The 18,978-nt window shown below is 32.8% G+C and carries 14 protein-coding genes; all 14 read left to right on the forward strand.

Going from position 1 to position 18,978, the window contains the following annotated elements; genetic code table 11:
* Positions 1-21: 21 nt before the first annotated feature.
* Positions 22-768 (forward strand): sugar phosphate isomerase/epimerase family protein, encoded by a 747-nt coding sequence (locus CN601_RS18825; protein WP_098171933.1) that lies wholly within the window; start codon positions 22-24, stop codon positions 766-768.
* A 43-nt stretch (positions 769-811) separates the two neighbouring features.
* A complete protein-coding gene (locus CN601_RS18830) occupies positions 812-1,531 on the forward strand; it encodes a ThuA domain-containing protein (RefSeq protein ID WP_098171934.1) in 720 nt (239 codons plus the stop codon).
* A gap of 20 nt (positions 1,532-1,551) precedes the next feature.
* Complete coding sequence (locus tag CN601_RS18835) at positions 1,552-2,520, forward strand: sugar phosphate isomerase/epimerase family protein (RefSeq protein WP_098171935.1); 969 nt, start codon at positions 1,552-1,554, stop codon at positions 2,518-2,520.
* 37 nt (positions 2,521-2,557) lie between these two features.
* A complete protein-coding gene (locus CN601_RS18840) occupies positions 2,558-3,586 on the forward strand; it encodes a Gfo/Idh/MocA family protein (RefSeq protein WP_098171936.1) in 1,029 nt (342 codons plus the stop codon).
* A 269-nt stretch (positions 3,587-3,855) separates the two neighbouring features.
* Positions 3,856-6,021, forward strand: coding sequence for a beta-glucosidase BglX (bglX, locus tag CN601_RS18845; RefSeq protein ID WP_098171937.1), 2,166 nt, complete (start codon positions 3,856-3,858; stop codon positions 6,019-6,021).
* A 47-nt stretch (positions 6,022-6,068) separates the two neighbouring features.
* Positions 6,069-9,416 (forward strand): GH36-type glycosyl hydrolase domain-containing protein, encoded by a 3,348-nt coding sequence (locus CN601_RS18850; protein ID WP_098171938.1) that lies wholly within the window; start codon positions 6,069-6,071, stop codon positions 9,414-9,416.
* Positions 9,417-9,644: 228 nt separating this feature from the next.
* Entirely contained in the window at positions 9,645-10,625 is a 981-nt protein-coding gene (locus tag CN601_RS18855; protein WP_098171939.1) for an LCP family protein, read from the forward strand.
* A 150-nt stretch (positions 10,626-10,775) separates the two neighbouring features.
* Positions 10,776-11,093: a pyridoxamine 5'-phosphate oxidase family protein gene (locus CN601_RS27620; RefSeq protein ID WP_257131747.1), complete on the forward strand. Its 318-nt coding sequence runs from the start codon at positions 10,776-10,778 to the stop codon at positions 11,091-11,093.
* Between the two features lie 38 nt (positions 11,094-11,131).
* Entirely contained in the window at positions 11,132-11,428 is a 297-nt protein-coding gene (locus CN601_RS27625) for a pyridoxine 5'-phosphate oxidase C-terminal domain-containing protein (RefSeq protein WP_257131748.1), read from the forward strand.
* Between the two features lie 119 nt (positions 11,429-11,547).
* Entirely contained in the window at positions 11,548-12,387 is an 840-nt protein-coding gene (locus CN601_RS18865; protein ID WP_098171940.1) for an SPFH domain-containing protein, read from the forward strand.
* A gap of 181 nt (positions 12,388-12,568) precedes the next feature.
* Positions 12,569-13,309, forward strand: a complete 741-nt coding sequence (locus CN601_RS18870; protein ID WP_098171941.1) for a DUF5694 domain-containing protein — start codon at positions 12,569-12,571, stop codon at positions 13,307-13,309.
* A 272-nt stretch (positions 13,310-13,581) separates the two neighbouring features.
* A complete protein-coding gene (locus CN601_RS18875) occupies positions 13,582-14,781 on the forward strand; it encodes a hypothetical protein (protein ID WP_098171942.1) in 1,200 nt (399 codons plus the stop codon).
* Between the two features lie 276 nt (positions 14,782-15,057).
* Positions 15,058-16,422 (forward strand): ABC transporter substrate-binding protein, encoded by a 1,365-nt coding sequence (locus CN601_RS18880; RefSeq protein WP_098171943.1) that lies wholly within the window; start codon positions 15,058-15,060, stop codon positions 16,420-16,422.
* Positions 16,423-16,530: 108 nt separating this feature from the next.
* Positions 16,531-18,942: a beta-galactosidase gene (locus CN601_RS18885; RefSeq protein WP_098171944.1), complete on the forward strand. Its 2,412-nt coding sequence runs from the start codon at positions 16,531-16,533 to the stop codon at positions 18,940-18,942.
* Positions 18,943-18,978: the final 36 nt, after the last annotated feature.

The raw sequence follows: 18,978 nt of genomic DNA on the forward strand, positions 1-18,978 counted from the left end.
TTAGAATTGGAGATGAAATAAATGACTCTACCAATTGCACTACAATTATGGAGTGTGAAAGAAGACGCAGAATTAGACTTTTTCGGTACATTAGAAAAAGTAGCAAAAATGGGATACGACGGTGTTGAATTTGCTGGATATTATGGTAAAAGTGCATCTGAAATAAAAGCTGTATTAAATAAGTTAGGATTAAAAGCTGCCGGAGCTCATGTAAGTGCAGATCAGATCCTTCATCAAATTGATGATGTAATCGCTTTTGAAACAGAATTAGGAAATAAATATATAGTTTGTCCATGGGCAAATTTTAATAGTTTAGAAGAATGGAAGGAATTTGCAGAACAATTACAACATTCTGGTAAGAAACTTTCGGAAGCTGGACTATCGTTAGTTTATCACAATCACGCTCATGAATTAGTTGCTGTAGAGAATGAATATATTCTCGATATTCTGTTAAACGCAGTTCCAAGTAATCTCTTAAAAGCAGAATTGGATGCTTATTGGTTAGAATTTGCAGGTGTTGATGCCGTTGAATTTATGAGTAAGTATAAGGGAAGAACGCCATTAATTCATGTGAAGGATATGGCTCAATCCAAAGAGGAAAGTACTGAAATAGGAAATGGAATCATGAATATAAAAGGCATTGTACAACAAGCAAAGCTAAATTCAGTCGAATGGTTAATTGTTGAGCAAGAAGCGTTTACGAAACCGCAATTGGTAAGTGTTGAAATCGGATTGAATAACTTAAAGAAAATTTTAGCTGAAGCTTAAGTTGCTAGTAAAATAAGAAAATTTATCGAGATGGGTGAGTCATATGGTAAAAGTAACGGTTTGGAATGAAAATAGACATGAACAAAAAAATCCAGTTGTAAAAAGTATTTATCCAAACGGTATACACTCAACAATTGCGAGTTTTTTAGAAGAAGCAGGATATGACACATTAACTGCTACTTTAGAACAACCTGAACATGGTTTAACATACGAAGTGTTAGAAAATACGGATGTATTAATTTGGTGGGGGCATCTTGCTCATAACGAAGTAGAAGATGAAATTGTTCAAAAAGTTTATGAAAAAGTATTGCAAGGCATGGGGTTAATTGTTCTTCATTCCGGACATTTTTCGAAGATTTTCAAAAAGTTAATGGGCACTAGCTGTGATTTAAAATGGCGTGAAGCAGCGGAAACCGAGAGACTTTGGGTTGTAGATCCAACTCATCCAATAGTAGAGGGAATTGGTGAATATATTGAGATTGAACATGAAGAAATGTATGGTGAACATTTTGATATACCAACACCAGATGAACTAGTACTTGTAAGTTGGTTTAAAGGTGGAGAAGTATTTAGAAGTGGCTGTACTTTTAAAAGAGGAAACGGGAAAATTTTTTACTTTAGACCAGGCCATGAAACTTATCCAACATATCATCAAAAAGAGGTTCAAAAAATCATTACTAATGCCGTAAGTTGGGCAAACAGATCAAAGCGAAATTATCCTTCATATGGACATCATGAGCCAATTGAGTCATTAAAAGTTTAATAGATTGGGGAGAAAAAACGATGAAACTAGGCGTATTCACAGTATTATTTGCAGAAAAATCGTTTGAAGAAATGCTTGATAAAGTTGCAGACGCAGGATTAAAGGCTGTAGAAATCGGAACAGGCTGTTACCCTGGTAATGCTCATTGTCCTTTAGATGAATTATTAGAAAGTGAGCAACTTAGAAAAGAATATATTGAAAAAGTTGAAAAACGTGGATTAATCATTAGTGCGTTTAGCTGTCACGGAAACCCAATTTCACCTGATAAAGCATTTGCGGAAGAATCTCATGATGTTCTTGCTAAAACGATTAAACTGGCATCACTATTAGAAGTTCCAGTTGTAAACTGTTTTTCTGGTACAAGTGGTGACCATGAAGGCGCTAAATACCCGAGTTGGCCTGTAACCGCTTGGCCAAATGAATATGGAGATGTACTGAACTGGCAATGGGAAGAAAAGCTAATACCTTATTGGAAAGAAATGGGTAAATTTGCAAAAGACCATCAAGTAAAAATTGGGTTAGAGCTCCATGGAGGATTTTTAGTTCATACACCTTATACATTATTAAAGTTACGCAATGAAACATGTGATGCGATTGGCGCGAACTTAGATCCTAGCCATCTTTGGTGGCAAGGTATCGATCCGGTAGCTGCTATTAAAATACTTGGTAAAGAAAATGCAATCCATCATTTCCATGCGAAGGATACATATATCGATCAAGATAATGTAAATATGTATGGTTTAACCGATATGCAGCCATATGGTGAAGTTCAAACTAGAGCGTGGACATTCCGTTCTGTAGGTTGTGGCCATAGTTTAAAAGAGTGGTCAGATATGATGAGTGCACTTCGTACTTTTGGATATGATTATGTCGTTAGTATAGAGCATGAAGATCCAATCATGTCAATTGAAGAAGGATTTACTCGTGCCGTTAGGAATTTACAGACTGTATTGATAAATGAAGAACCATCGCAAATGTGGTGGACTTAATAGTTAGCTAATCATTCCAAATAAAGTTGGTGTAAAAATGAGGAAATTAAGAGTTGCGATTATTGGTTGCGGAAATATTTTCTTAATGCACGCCCAACCTGCTTTTATAAGAGAAAATGTAGAATTGGTTGCGGTTTGTGATAATAAGGAAGAAAGAGCAAAAGAGAAGGCTGAACAATTCAATTGTGCTTATTATACGAATTATCTTGAACTATTTGAGAAAGAAAATTTAGATGTAATCCATATATGTTTACCGCATTATCTACATGCACCTGTTGCAATCGAAGCGGCTAAACGAAAAATACATGTTCTTACTGAAAAGCCAATGTCTATTCATTATTCTGATGCACAAGAAATGGTGGAAACGGCTAAAAACAATGGAGTGGCATTAGGTGTCATTTTCCAAAATAGGTATAATCCAGGATCGGTATTAATTAAAGAAATGCTACAAAATGGTACGTTAGGTAAAGTGAAATCTGGAAAACTTTCAGTTACTTGGGACCGTTCGGATGAGTACTATTTGAAAAGTGATTGGAAAGGTACATGGGAAAAAGAAGGCGGCGGTGTAGTCATCGACCAGGCGATACATACGATGGATTTAATGCGTTGGTTTGTTGACGATGAGATTGAATACGTTGACGCTACGATAAGCAATCGAGCGCATGAAATCATTGAAGTGGAGGATTGTGCTGAAGGCGTTATTAAATATAGAAATGGAGTAGTAACAGCATTTCATACAATAAATTATTATTCTTATGATGCACCAGTTACGATTGAACTTCATTGTGAAAATGGCATTGCTAAAATGATCGCTGACCGTGGTATTGTTACCTTAAATGATGGTAGAGAGTTTACTGCTGATAACAACCCAAATGAAACTTTTGACTACGGAAATGGAGCAAAAGGGTACTGGGGTGTAAGCCATGTTAAACAGATTAATAATTTCTACGAAGCATTAGAAAATAAATGTGAGATTCATATAACTGGTGAAGAAGCGATGAAGACTCAAAAAATGATTTGTGCTGTATATGATTCAGGTAAGAAAAAAGAGAGAATTTATTTATAATTGATTAAATTTCCCCAAAAATTTAATCATTAGACTTATTAAAAAGTAAATGACGTGGAGCTAAATGTTCCATGTTGTTTACTTTTTTTATTTTCTTAGAGTAATCACTGACTAATTTGAAATATTAGAAGAATTTAATTTTATAGATGAAATTGGTTGACCCTCAATATGAAAACGCATATAATTTTAAATATAATCAGGTGAAACGTTTCGATAAGTGTTTTTATGCTATTTTAATTGACTAAAAAGAATTCGGGGAGGAAATCACAATGGATATTGCTCAAATGGAGTCCATCATTAAAGAAATGACTTTAGATGAAAAAATATCACAATTAATGCAGTTAGCAGGAAATTTCTATTACGGATTAGCAGGTGAAATTACTGGGCCATTCGCAGAGATGGGTATTAGTGAAAATATTATTAATAATAGTGGCTCTGTACTAGGCGTATCTGGTGCAAAGGATGCTATTAAAATTCAGGAAGAGTACTTAAAAAACAATCGCCATGGAATTCCTTTAGTTTTTATGGCAGATGTTGTCCACGGATATAAAACGATTTTCCCAATCCCATTAGCAATTGGATGTTCATGGGACATGGAATTGGCAGAAAAAAGTGCAGAAGTCGCTGCCAGGGAAGCTTCAGTTTCAGGTGTTCATGTTACTTTTGCTCCGATGGTTGATTTAGTACGCGATCCGAGATGGGGACGCGTTTTAGAGACTACTGGTGAAGATCCTTATTTAAATAGTTTGTTTGCGAAAGCTTTTGTGCGTGGATTCCAGGGAAATGACTTAACGAATGATTTGGAAAGAGTTGCAGCATGCGTTAAGCACTTTGCAGCATATGGTGCTCCTGAAGGTGGACGAGATTATAACACTGTAAATATGTCGGAACGTCAACTTCGAGAATCGTATCTTCCAGCTTATAAAGCAGCATTGGATGAAGGTTGTGAGATGGTGATGACTTCCTTTAATACGATTGACGGCATTCCAGCTACAGGGAATAAATGGCTAATGAGAGATGTGCTTCGAAACGAATGGGGTTTTGAAGGAGTACTTATATCCGATTGGGGTTCTGTGAAAGAAATGATTCCTCATGGAGTTGCTGAAGATGAAGCAGAAGCAGCTTTAAAGGCAATTCATGCTGGAGTAGATTTAGAAATGATGACTCCTTGTTATGTCCATGAATTAAAAAATTTAGTAGAAAGCGGAGAAGTAAAGGAAGCTTTAATTGATGAGGCGGTACTTCGAATATTAAAACTAAAATCTAATCTAGGATTATTTGAAAACCCTTACCGTGGTGCGGATGTTCAGAAAGAGAAAAAAGTGATTCTTTCAGAAAATCATAGAACGGTCTCTAGAAAACTAGCAGAAAAATCTTGTGTTTTACTAAAAAATGAAAAAGTTCTTCCTCTTGATGCTAATCAAAAAATTGCATTAATCGGCCCGCTCGCTCAAAGTGGTGACTTGTTAGGTGCCTGGTCATGGAAAGGGCAAGTAGAAAATACAGTGCATTTATATGATGCAATGAAGTTAAAAACTCCAAATCTAACGGTTGCAAAAGGTAGTGATATTGAAGAAATTACTGAAGATCAAATTACCGAAGCGATAAAAGCTGCCGAAAACTCGGATGTTGTTGTGTTAGCAGTTGGTGAATACGTTTCAATGAGTGGTGAAGCTTGTTGTCGTTCAGACATTCAATTGCCAAAAGCTCAGTTAGAATTAATTTCGCATATTAAGAAATTAAATAAACCTTTAGTAGTTGTTTTATTTAATGGTCGTCCACTTGATTTACATGGGGTGCTAGATGAAGCGGATGCTGTTTTAGAAGCATGGTTTCCAGGGACTGAAGGGGCTGTTGCAGTTTCAAATATTCTTTTCGGAGAAGTCAACCCCTCAGGAAAACTGACAATGTCTTTCCCATATTCAGTTGGTCAAATACCAATCTATTACAATTCATTTAATACAGGTCGCCCATTTAATGAGTTTAGTCCTGATCATTATGTTTCTAAATATTTAGATATTCCTAATGAACCGCTTTTACCATTTGGCTTTGGATTAAGCTACACAAACTTCTACTTTAGTGAGATGAATCTATCATCCGAATGCATGACGACAGTAAATCCAATAGAAATTTCAATAAATGTAAAGAATACAGGGGAAATTGCAGGTGATGAGACTGTACAACTTTACATTCGTGATCTTTCTGGTGATGTTGTTCGTCCTGTAAAAGAATTAAAAGACTTCCAGAAAGTAAGGCTAGAACCAGGTGAAACCAAGAAAGTTAAGTTTATTTTAAAAGAAGAACAATTACGTTACTATCATTCAAATTTAGAATTTGAAAGTGATAAAGGTTTTTTTGAAATATTTGTTGGAACAAATAGTGTTGAAGTATTAACTGCGAAATTTCAATTACTGAAAGAAGATACGAAAATCTAAATGGTAATAAAATGAGTAAGTTTAGTTCTAATAGAGGAGGATCCAACATGCTTAATTTGAAAAATAAAGAAAAGTATCAGTATCATTTGAATTCTGGTCAAACAACAGTTACATTTTTAAACTCTGGTGATTTGTATGAACTGACACATGGCACAACGATGATTAATCAACTTCGAGCAAATCTGATTGATGGAGCACTTAGCAATTTATACTTACGCATTTTTACGCAGGAAGGTATAGAAGTATATCCTTTATTAGGAATTCAATCGAATAGTAAAGTTAAATTTTCCAAAACTCAAGTTATTTGGGAAGGTAAGGTAGCAAATATTGACTATACAGTTATTTTCACATTAACAACTCAATCAGTTTGGTTTTGGGATATATCCTTTGAAGGTCCACAAGTTGAGTTTGATGTTATTTACGGTCAAGATATTGGACTAGCTAATCGAGGGATGATCCAATCGAATGAGGCTTATGTTAGTCAGTATATAGATCATGCAGTATTTGAGACTGAAGATATGGGATACATTGTATGTTCAAGGCAAAATCAGCCACAAGATGGAAAGTTCCCGTACTTACAACTGGGATCACTTTCTAAAGTAAGAAGTTTTTCTACTGATGGATATCAATTTTTTGGATTATCTTATAAGGAAACAGATTTACCTGAAGCTCTATTTACAGAAACACTTGCAAATGAAGTATATCAGTATGAATTTGCTTATATTGGATTGCAATCCGAGAAAATGCTATTAAATAAAAAAGTAAATCTAGTATTTTATGGTTTATCAAAGGAAAATCACGAAGCTTCTATAACGGAGCTAGAATATAAGAATGAAATTTATGAGGCTTGGAATGAAGTTATTAATTCGAATGAATTCGATGAAGTTGAAAAATTAAGTAAAAATCCAAAACTTAGCACTCCACTTCAAACATTATCAATGAGTAAAGAAGAGATAGATCAATACTTTCCAAACCGATGTCATGAAGAATTAGAAGACGATACATTACTATCATTTTTTACAGATACACATGAGCACATCGTTTTAAAGGAAAAAGAAAGATTAGTAGAAAGATCACATGGTCATATTATTTTAAGTGGCGAAAATTTAAAAATTAATGAAGAAATTATTACGTCAACATCGTATATGTATGGATTATTTAATGCGCAAGTTGTAGTAGGTAATACATCAATGAATAAAATGATGTCAAATGCCAGAAATAGTTTAAACATAATGAAAACGTCTGGACAGCGTATTTATGTTGAAATTGATGATCAATACCATTTACTCACAATGCCATCGATGTATGAAATGGGTTTTAATTATGCACGTTGGTACTATAAAACGGATGATGAACTATTTATCATTTCAAACTTCACGACAACAGAACTGCCAGAAATTCGTCTACATGCACAAACTGCAAGTGGAAAAAAATATCGATTCATTGTTACAAATCAAATTACAATGAACGGAAATGAATATGAAGTCCCATTTGGAATGAAACAAGAAGGACAATTATTATCGTTCTATGTAGACGAATCTTGTTTTGTAGCGAATACTTATCCAAATCTTTGTTACCATATGGATCTCGAAGGAGCAAAAATGGTCGTAACTGATGAACGTATGCTCATTAATGGTGCCGCGCCTTTACCTGCTTCATTAGTAGTACTAGATTTGGAAGAAACGAACGAATTTACAATAACAATACAAGGTCATATTAATGGTGGAGAATTCATTCAAGCTGATCGAAAACTAGAAGCGGAGATTAGTAAGTACCGAAATTTCTATCATAATGTAATGAATGGTTTTAAACTTTCAATAAATAACAATATTCCAACAGAATTAGGTAAATTAAACACATTAACTTGGTGGTATACTCACAATATGCTTATTCATTATCTAGTACCACATGGATTAGAACAATATGGTGGTGCGGCCTGGGGGACACGAGATGTTTGCCAAGGTCCAACAGAATACTTTATGGCTACAGGTAAATATGGAATAGTAAGACAGATCTTACTGACTGTATTCTCTCATCAATATGAAGATGATGGAAATTGGCCACAATGGTTTATGTTTGATAAATATTTTAGTATTCAAGCTAGTGAAAGCCACGGAGATATCATTGTTTGGCCATTAAAAGCATTGAGTGAGTATCTACTAGCTACGAAGGATTTTAGCATTTTAAATGAAGAAATTTCATTTACCGAACGTGATTCATTTAGGTTAACTGAAAGAAAAACTAGCTTACTAGAACATGTAAAGAAAGAAATAAACTATATAAAAGATCATTTCTTACATGATACGTTCTTATCTTCATATGGTGATGGGGATTGGGATGATACGCTACAGCCAGCAAACGCCCAATTAAAAAAATATATGGTAAGTAGCTGGACCGTTGCTCTTACGTACCAAACATTAAAACAGTTCGCAGCTGTTATAAAAGAAATTGATGAAACAGAGTTTGAAGAGATAACTCATTTAGTAAATGGAATCGCAGCGGACTTTAAAACATTTATATTAAATACTGAAGTGATTCCTGGTTTTATCTATTTAGAGGATCCAAATAGTGCAGAGATGATGATTCATCCATCAGACCAAAAAACTGGCATTCAATATCGATTATTGCCAATGACGCGCAGTATGATTGCAGAATTATTTACATTAGAAGAAGCAAATTATCATTATGAAATTATTAAAGAGCATTTACAGCATCCAGATGGTGTCCGTCTTATGAATAAACCTGCAACTTATGCTGGTGGAGTGAGTAAAAACTTTAAACGTGCAGAGCAAGCTTCAAACTTCGGACGAGAAATCGGATTACAATATGTTCATGCACATATCAGGTTCATTGAAGCCATGGCAAAATTAGGGAAAGAAAATGAAGTATGGCACGCGCTTTCTGTCATTAATCCTATTAATCTAAAAGAAGTAGTTCCAAATGCTGAATACCGCCAAAGTAATACTTATTTTAGTAGTTCCGATGGTAAATTTAATAATCGTTATGAAGCGCAAGAACAATTTACAAGTCTGAAAAATGGAACAGTTGCTGTTAAAGGTGGTTGGCGAATTTATTCTAGCGGACCTGGCATTTATTTAAATCAACTAATTTCTAATAGCTTAGGTATTCGCCGTTTTGATAAGAATTTAGTGATTGATCCAGTGCTCCCTAATGAACTAAATGGTCTCCAATTTGAATTTGAAATAGATGGCTATAAAATAACCTTTAATTATTTTATAAATGATCAAGTTGAGAAAAAGGTAGTAATAAATAATAAGTTAGTAGATTTTGAAAGAACGGGGAATCGATACCGTGAAGGTGGGTTTGTCATTCAGTTGGATGATCTAATTCCGCATTTACATGATGGTATAAACAATATTGATATTTATATTTAATCTTAATCGGATGATGGGCAGCATGTATAATTGCCCATCATCCGATTTGTTTTTTATTTTCCATTTAATTTCTTATTTACTTAAATGGCAGATTTATTAAATCGGTATTGTAGCGGAATATTTAAAATATAGGAAATTTTCTTAAAAATATTGTATAATTTTGCTAGATAATCTTTGGGCTAATTAATGCAATTTAATCTAATTTGTAGAACATAAGGAGAAAGTAAAATGGAAAAACCAAAAAACTACAAAAAAACTAAAAAGAAAAGACTGCTAAAGTATCTTTCCTTATTATTTATTATTGTTCTTTGTATAGTTATTGGGTACAAAGGATTCGTTACTTATTCTGAATTACATAAGATGACTAATGGTGTTGAAATTGAATCAAAACTTAGAACTACTAAAGTTGAAATCCAAAAAGATCCGGTGTCTATTCTATTTTTAGGACTTGAAGATTATGCTACAAAAGGAGTTAATGGACGAACTGATGCGATTATCCTTGTAACATATAATCCTAAAGATAAATCGTTTAAAACTTTAAGTATCCCAAGAGATACATATGTAAATATCGCTAATTTTAATGTTACTTCCAAAATTAATGGTGCATATGCTCGAGGAGGAATTCAAACTACGATCCAAACTGTTGAAAATTTCTTGAAAGTTCCAATTGATTATTATGTAACTGTAAATTTTGATGGATTTAAAAATATAGTCGATGAAGTTGGTGGAGTGAATGTCAATGTTCCTTTCGATTTTTGGGAAAACACTGATACTAAACCAAGAAAAAAGATCTATTTTACTAAAGGGGAACAACACTTAAATGGTTTAGAGGCACTTGCATATTCACGTATGAGAAAGCGAGATATTAACAATGATTTCGGGCGACAAGAACGACAAAGACAGGTTCTTACCGCAATTATAAAAGAATTAAAATCCCCAAAGTCGATTTTAAAAACTGATACATATGCTAAAGAGTTCAGTAAAAACATTCATACAAATATAGGAATCAGAGATGCGCTTTCATTATATAGTAGTTTGCCAAAAGATATAACTTCTCATATTGAGCCATTAAATTATGAAGGTGAAAATGAAAAAATTAATGGAATCTATTATTATGTGGCTGAACCAAAAAGCGTAGAAGATATTTCATCAGCAATTAGAAATCACCTTGGTTTGAATGTAGATCAAGTAGGAAAAGTAACTCAATAAATTATAAAATTTATAAAAATAATCATTATTTAAGCCATACATAAGAACTGGGAGCTGTTAATCGGCTCCTTTTTAAATTCTAGCAGGTTAGTTAAAATAAATGGAGAATGTCTTAATTATACTATTTGATTTATTATTTGGAGGAATTAGATGGACGACACTAGGAAAGTGTTAAGAACAAGTAAAACACTTAATGGCCCCTTTCCTGAGTTTAATATTAACACTGCGTCAGAATATCCAAATGAGCTTTTTTTAGAATGGTTCCAAGAAGCAGTTGATAATGGTGTACTTGAACCACACTCAATGACTCTTTCAACAACAGATCATAATGGGTTTCCTGATGCTAGGGTATTAATTATTAAAGATGTGGATCAAGACGGGTGGTATTTTGCAACAAGTTCACAAAGTGAAAAAGGTAAACAGATCGATTTTAATCCCAATGTTGCTATGCTTTTTATTGGTCACTAATTGGTAGACAAGTCAGAATACGTGGTAGAGCAATAAAAATGGAAAAAGAATTAAGTACCCAAGACTTTTTAGCCAGAGGTACCGTAGCGCGATCAGTAGCGTTGATTGGCAAACAAAGTTCAATTTTAAAGGTGCATTCTGAGTTCGATGAGGCGCTAAATAAACAAATTGAAATTTTACAACAAAATCCAAATTTAGTGTTTCCATCGTGGACTTTGTATCGAGTAGCTGCAAAAGAAGTGGAGTTTTGGCAGGCTGATGAAAATCGAAGGCATATACGATTAAAATATTGCTTTGAAGGAGATAGATGGTTAAAAAAACTTTTATGGCCGTAGTTTAATTTTAATTGATTAATCTTTTAATAAGGTTAAATATCCTTTTAATAAATTTCTACTTTAGGGATAAATGAATAATTAATTTAGCGAAGTTATTTACTTCAGAAGAGGAGAAAAATATGAAAAAAGAAGCATTTCGAATTAACGGTTACATCGTTTTGGCATTAATAATATTATTATTACTAATTAGCGCAGTTACTTCATTAGCTAGTGATAATCTATTTTTCATAATTGCTTCATTTTTATTCGTCTGTTTGATTTCAACTGGATTTGTCATTAATCAACCTAATGTAGCAGTTGCTATGGTATTTATGGGGAAATATTTAGGGACAATCTATGAAGATGGATTCTATTGTACGATTCCATTTACAAGTAAATCAAAAGTTAATCTAAAAGCTGTTAACTTCAATAGCGATGTATTGAAAGTTAATGATATCGACGGGAATCCGATTGAGATTGCTGCAGTTGTAGTATACAGTGTAGTTGATGTTGAAAAAGCCATGTTTGAAGTTACAGATTATCAAAAATTTGTAATGATTCAAAGCGAAACAGCAATCCGTCATATTGCAACGAAGTACGCTTATGACACAACAAATAAAGATGAATTTTCTTTAAGAGGGAATGCAGAAGAGATAGCTGATGAATTACAAATTGAGCTACAGGAACGGCTTCAAAAAAGTGGAGTAAAAGTTCATGAAGCACGATTAAGTCATCTTGCTTATGCACCTGAGATAGCAAGTAGTATGTTACAAAGACAACAAGCGAAAGCAGTTGTTCAAGCTAAAAGAGAAATTGTAGAAGGCGCAGTCGGTATGGTAGAAGATGCTTTAAAAATGCTCGAAGAAAAAGGATTATTAACCGCAACAGACAGTCAAAAAGCCGATATGGTTACTAGTTTACTTGTAACCATTATTTCTGAAAAAGGTGCCCAACCTGTTATAAGTGCAATGAAAAAATAGAGGAATTGACCAGTTAAATATAATTAAGAAAAAATTGAATTATTTTAGAATCTAATCGGCTGTTTAGTCGATTTTTTTTGTTGACCTATTGTCAGTATGGTTAACGATTTTATGTTAGAAAAGGAAAATTGTAGAATTTAGTAGAATCTATTTAAGTAAATAGAATTGAGGGCAAATAACAATGGCCAAACCGAGTATTCTTGTTCTAGGAACTGCACATTTAAATAATCCTGATAATGGAGATTTATTTAAAATAAAAACAGATGATATTCTGAGTGAACATAAACAATTAGAAATTAAAGGAGTAGTTGATTCTTTAAAGAAGTTTGAACCAACAAAGATTGCATTAGAAATCTTACCAGATGATCATGTATATACAAATAAAACTTATAATGACTTTTTACTAGGAGAATACGAATTAACTAGAAATGAATATCATCAAATTGGTTTTCGACTAGCAAAAGAAATGAATCACAAAGAAGTATTTTGTGTTGATTGGAATAACTCTGAGCCGGATATTCCTGATATCGAATTATGGACTAAAGAGCACGCTTCAGAAAAGTATAATGACATTGCAAAAGAATTGGAAAATACAATTGCAAAAACAGAAGATTTTTTACGTAGCCATTCAATTAGAGATTTCTTACTATATTTGAATCATAATGATTTCAATAAGGCAAACCAAAAATTTTATATGAATTTTGCTCTTATGGGTAATAAAAGCAATCCAGTGGGTGCTATGTGGACAGCTAAATATTGGTATTATAGAAATTTACTTATCTATAAGAACATAGTTGAACTAATCGAGTCAGATGCTGAAAGAATTTTTGTTTTATACGGTGCAGGACATATTCATTTACTTAATCAATTTATAAATGAAAGTGAACTTTTTGAAGTTCATAAGGTTATAGATTATATATAACAATTGAAAAAAGTTATGTAGCCCTATAATTTTGATTGGAGCAGTCAGAAAACAAATAAAACGTTATTACTTTTAAGTTTATATTCCAATTATGCTAAAATTTCAATTGTACTAAGCGATGCTTTAAGTGGGAAGCTGGATGCAAGTAAATCTAATACAACCAAACTGCCTTGAAGTTGATAGATAAATAGCATAAGTCCATCTAAAAAAGGAATTTTTTATTTCAAAGAGAATCTAATTACAAAGGATTTTTTATATAAAGGATGAAGCGGATGAGTAAAAATTTTAATGAAATTGCTAAAGATTTATTAAATACAAATTTTAATAATTATTGGCCAGGTTTTGAATCAGTTGCATACGCATTATATGATAAAAGTTATGTATATCTTTTCAATCATCCTAGAATGACGAAAACAGAGCAAAATCAATATCAAATTTTACAGCGGGACGATCAATTTAATGGTTGTACACTTATTCTTTATGATGATTATCCAACAGCAATCGTAGATCTCGAATTTTACGAGGATTATGGAAGTTTATTTTCGATTCTTGTACACGAATTATTTCACGGTTTTCAATATATTAAGGGTGAAAAAAGGTTTGCGAATGAAACGATGGGAATTACATATCCCTTATTAAAAGAAAATGTGGAATTAAGAAAACAGGAAAGAGCTAGCCTTTTTAGTGCAGTGTTAGAAAACAATGTTCTTAAAAAGAAACAATATCTTAATAGTTTCATAGCACTTAGAGAAAAAAGAGCTTCTATAATAAAGGAACATTTAGTGTACGAACATTTAATTGAAACGATTGAAGGGCCGGCATGGTTTGTTGAACTAAATGCTTATTCGGAAAAAAGCTCAAATTCATATAATTCGATTATAGAAAAATATGGACAACAACTTATGGACAATTACGAATCCACCTCAGATATTCGAAAGAGTTGTTATAGTTCTGGTTTGTTTATGTGTTTATTACTTGATGAGTTTTCACCTAGTTGGAAAGAAAGCTTTTTAGAAAAAGAAGAAACACTTTATGAGTTAATAAAAAAGCTTTCCGATGGAACGAAAGAAGTAAGTAATCTTGAAATAACTCCTGAAACAGATGCTGTAATAAATTATGTATCTCAAAATAGAAAAAATACAGTTGAAGAATTTGAGCAACAAAAAGGAATTCATCTATTTATTGAAGGTGAAATAACTTCAAAATCCTTTGATCCGATGAATGTCATTCCATATCAAGATAAACTTTTACACAAAAACTTTTTAAAAGTAAGAATGAATAATGAAGACTACCTTATTCAGCAACCTGTTATTACCAATTGGAAAGATAGAATTCAAAATATTGTTAGATTACATCTAATAGTAAAAGATAGTCCCATTGTAAAAACGGATTCTATTGCAGTCGAGGGTATAGGAGAGATAAAGGGAAATTTAAATATAAATGAAAATGCTATTTATTTATATTTAAATTAATAAAAAATACCTGAAGGTTGTCTAATTAATTAGACAGCTTCTTTTTTATTTAAAAATCAATATTTAGTTTAGCAGTATCATAATCTAAGAAAATTTTAAAACTTTAAATAAATCTCGACAAAAAAGATATTAAATTCTTTTTGAAAAAGTATTGAAAACGCATACATAAGTGTGTACAATTTTACTTATAAAAACGTTTCGATTAAGATGCACTTATATTTTTTTGCTAAGTGAAACGTTTCGAAAAGGTAATTAATAATATGAGGAGGTAGATTTATGAGCAAGTTTATGAAAGTTGCAATGGCTACAACTCTAGTGTTTACTTTAGCAGCGTGCGGGAAAGAAAAATCATCTGGTACAGCAAAAAGCAAAGAAAAGATTATTATTAAATACGCGAACTGGAATAACGGTCCAGAAAATGAAAAAAATCTTGAACGAATGATGATCAGTGCATACGAGAAAAAGCATAAGAATGTTGATATTCAAGTTGATGTACTAGATGGTGATTGGAACCAGGCATTAGGTACATTGGCAAGTGCTGGGAAATTACCAGATGTATTCATGCAAAATAATATTCCAACTGGTTTAGCAAATAACTGGCTATTAGATATTTCTAAATATGCTAATGAAGACGAAGAATTTTCTAAGATTACTGATACAGTACGAAATGCTTCCACAGTAGAGGGGAAAGTATTTGGAATTCCATTTGCTCAATTTTTTATGGGCTACTTTGTGAATAAGAATATTCTTGATAGTTTAAATTTAGACATACCAAAAAGTGGCTATTCAATTGACAATTTTTTAAATATCGCAAAAAAGGCAACGAATCTTGAAAATAAAACAGTCGGAATTGATAGTACTCAAGGTTTAGTTGAGTGGTACCCTGGTGCTGCAAATCCAAAACTAGGATGGTATACTTATGCAGATGGTTCATTTCATTTAGATTCAAAAGAAATGATTGATGGAATGAATAAAATGAAAGAGTTAGCATCAAATGGATATGCATACTCTCAATTAAATAAGGAACAGCAAGAAGGACTAAGTGGAGAAGATGCGGGACTAGCATTTGAATCTGGACAAATTGCACTCTACTATAGTAGTACATACAATATTCCTAATTTTATGAAAAAATTAAACTTTGATTGGGATTATATCGGAATTCCAGGCGGAAGAGCAGCGATTGTTAATGACTTTTTAGGGATTTCTAAAAATACGAAACATCCTAAAGAAGCGTATGATTTTGCAAAGTTTATGTCATTTGGTAAAGAGGGCTTCAAAGAACGTATGAATTTAAGTGTAAAAAATGGACAAGATTTAACAACATTACCTATTTCTTCTGACAAAGAAATATTAGATAAGTACTGGGAAATTTATAGCATTCCTGGTATTCAAGATACTTACAATCACTTAAATAATGCATTAGTAGATCCAATGAAAACATTACCTGGATATATATCAGCCCGTTGGGAAGCTAAAATTGGTGTGAAAATCGCTGATAAAGACGATCCAAATGTGTGGGACTTATTCAATTTCGCATCACAAGGTTTAGTGCAATATCAAGATTATGCGAAGCAATTAAATGAACTGGCTAATAAAAGCCATAAAGATGCAGTAGATGTGATTACGAAAGCAATTAAATAATAGTTAAAATCTAGTAAACTGTTTTTATCAAAAAAATTTTACTAAAAATCGAAACGTTTCTAGAAAGGTGGTTCATTCGCCTTTTTAGAATTTTTAAGGAGTGATTAGATGGTAGATGTACAAAATAAACAAATTCTAATTGATGGAAAGCCAGTCATCATATCTTGTGGAGAAATACATTATTATCGATTGGATAAAGAAGATTGGCAAGATCGAATTGATAAATTAAAGCAAACTGGTTGTAATGCAGTAGCATCATATGTACCTTGGATTTGTCACGAGCCCATAGAGGGAGAATTCGATGTTGATGGGAGAACTCGCCCTGAATTGAACATCGGTGCATTCATTGATTTGTGTCAGGAAAACGATTTGTATTTTTTTGTTCGTCCGGGTCCATTCATAATGGCGGAAATGAAAAATGAAGGGATTCCTTTTTGGGTATACGAGAAATATCCTGAAGTGATACCAGTTGGATGGGACAATAAACCCGCAGAAACGAAAACATTGGATTATTTAGCTCCTAATTTCCTTCTTGCAACTAAGAAATGGTATGAAGTAATTATGAAAGAAGTTAAGCCACGTCTACAAACAAATGGCGGGAATATTATCGGGGTTCAACTTGATAATGAAATTGGTATGTTGTCTTGGGTTTCAAATACACCAGATTTAACTGATGGTTTAATAGAAGATTTTGTTAAGTGGTTAAAAGAAAAATACGACGATAAAACATTAACTAATCGTTATCCGTTTGATTTTGAAGATTATCATAATCGAACTCAGTTTATACGTTCTCCAAAAGAAGAATACGCTAGTGAACTGCATTTTGATTTAGGCTATTATATGAGAAATCGTTTTGCAAGATATGTCCATGAGTTACGTAGTTATTGTGAAGAATTCGGAGTAAAGGATATTCCATTTGTTGTTAATATACATGGTACTGGTGGCGGACGTGGATTTACTTATCCAATTGGTATTAGTCAATTATATGAAACTTATACTCAAGCACCTGGTTATATTTCTGGTTCAGATATTTATTTCGGCAATTTAAATATGGATAGTTTCCAAGATTTGTATTTAATTAATGGGTTTATGGATGCGGTCCATAACGAAGATCAACCACTTACATCAGTTGAATTTGCTTGTGGTGACGCAAACTATGGTGAGACATTTGGAGGACGATTAGATGTTTCAGCTGCGGACTTTAAACATAGAATGTGCATTGCTCAAGGAAATAGACTAATCAACTATTACTTAATGACAGGTGGTAGGAACTATCGATTAGATCAAAAAGTGAATGATGGAAACGATCGAGTTGCATTTACAGGTGAAAGACATGGATTTGCTGCACCAATTAGTCCTGAAGGCGAACTAAATTATACGTATCCTCGTATGACTAGAGGAATCAAGACTGTAATGGCAGTTGAAGAAAAAGTAGCAACGATGAATGAAGAACATGATAATGTAGCTTTTGCTTTCATTCCAGATTATTACATGACAGAGTCTCGTTATCCAAATAGTGAAAAGATGAAAGAAATCTATTCAAATATTGAAATGAATCGTTCATATGGTGCATGGGAAATAATGGGTAGAGCAATGTTATTAGCTGGTTACCGATTCGGTTCAATTGACATTCAAAATAGGTCAATAAATCCAGAAAAAATTAATGTGATTGTACTACCATCTGCTAAATATTTACACAAGCATATTCAACAGAAATTAGCCGATTATGTAAAAGCTGGTGGTTCATTACTTATTTATGGTCAACTACCTTTATTCGATATTGAAGGTAATGAATGTACGATATTAATTGATGCTTTAGAAATAGAGCCTAATGGTGATGTTTATGAAGAACGATATCATTATCTATCAATCTATCCGAATAATTGGGCAAAGCCTCGACCAGAAGTTCGTTCAAATAGAGCACAAACTTTTAAACTGACTAAAGGACAACCAGTGTTTCATGTATACGGAACAGATGCAGTCTGTGGCTTTGACGTAAATGTTGGTAAAGGTAGAGTAATAGCTTTTACAATGTCCTATCGATGTGATATTGACTTGTTTAAAACTGCACTTGAAAAACTTGGATCGTCGCCTAAACTTACGCATGACTTTGTACATCACGGGATTTTTATGACGTCAACTGTTAATGAAGAAAGTGAACGATTTATTCATATTCTAAACTTGGATGATTTTGATAAACAATTCCATATAAACGATCATGATACACAGTTATTCGACGGTCGACTATTTACTCTTAATAGTAAAGACGGTGTGATGCTTCCAATTAATGTAAAGATAAATGGTCTACTTATTGAGTATTCGACTGCAGAAATTCAAAGCATTGAAGATCAATCAATTTTATTCCGATTAACACAAGCGGAAGATGTCATTAAACTTAGTACAAAAAAAGAAATTTTACCAAGTGATGAATATGAATTAGAAAAACAAGGGGAATCAATTCTAATTAAATCTAAAAAACACGGTAAGGTAGATGATCAATTAAAAATTTATTTTCAATAAGCAAAAGAAACAGGACTTCTCTAGAAATTCCTGTTT

The sequence above is a fragment of the Bacillus sp. AFS017336 genome, from assembly GCF_002555445.1.
Classification (GTDB): Bacteria; Bacillota; Bacilli; order Bacillales; family Bacillaceae_G; genus Gottfriedia.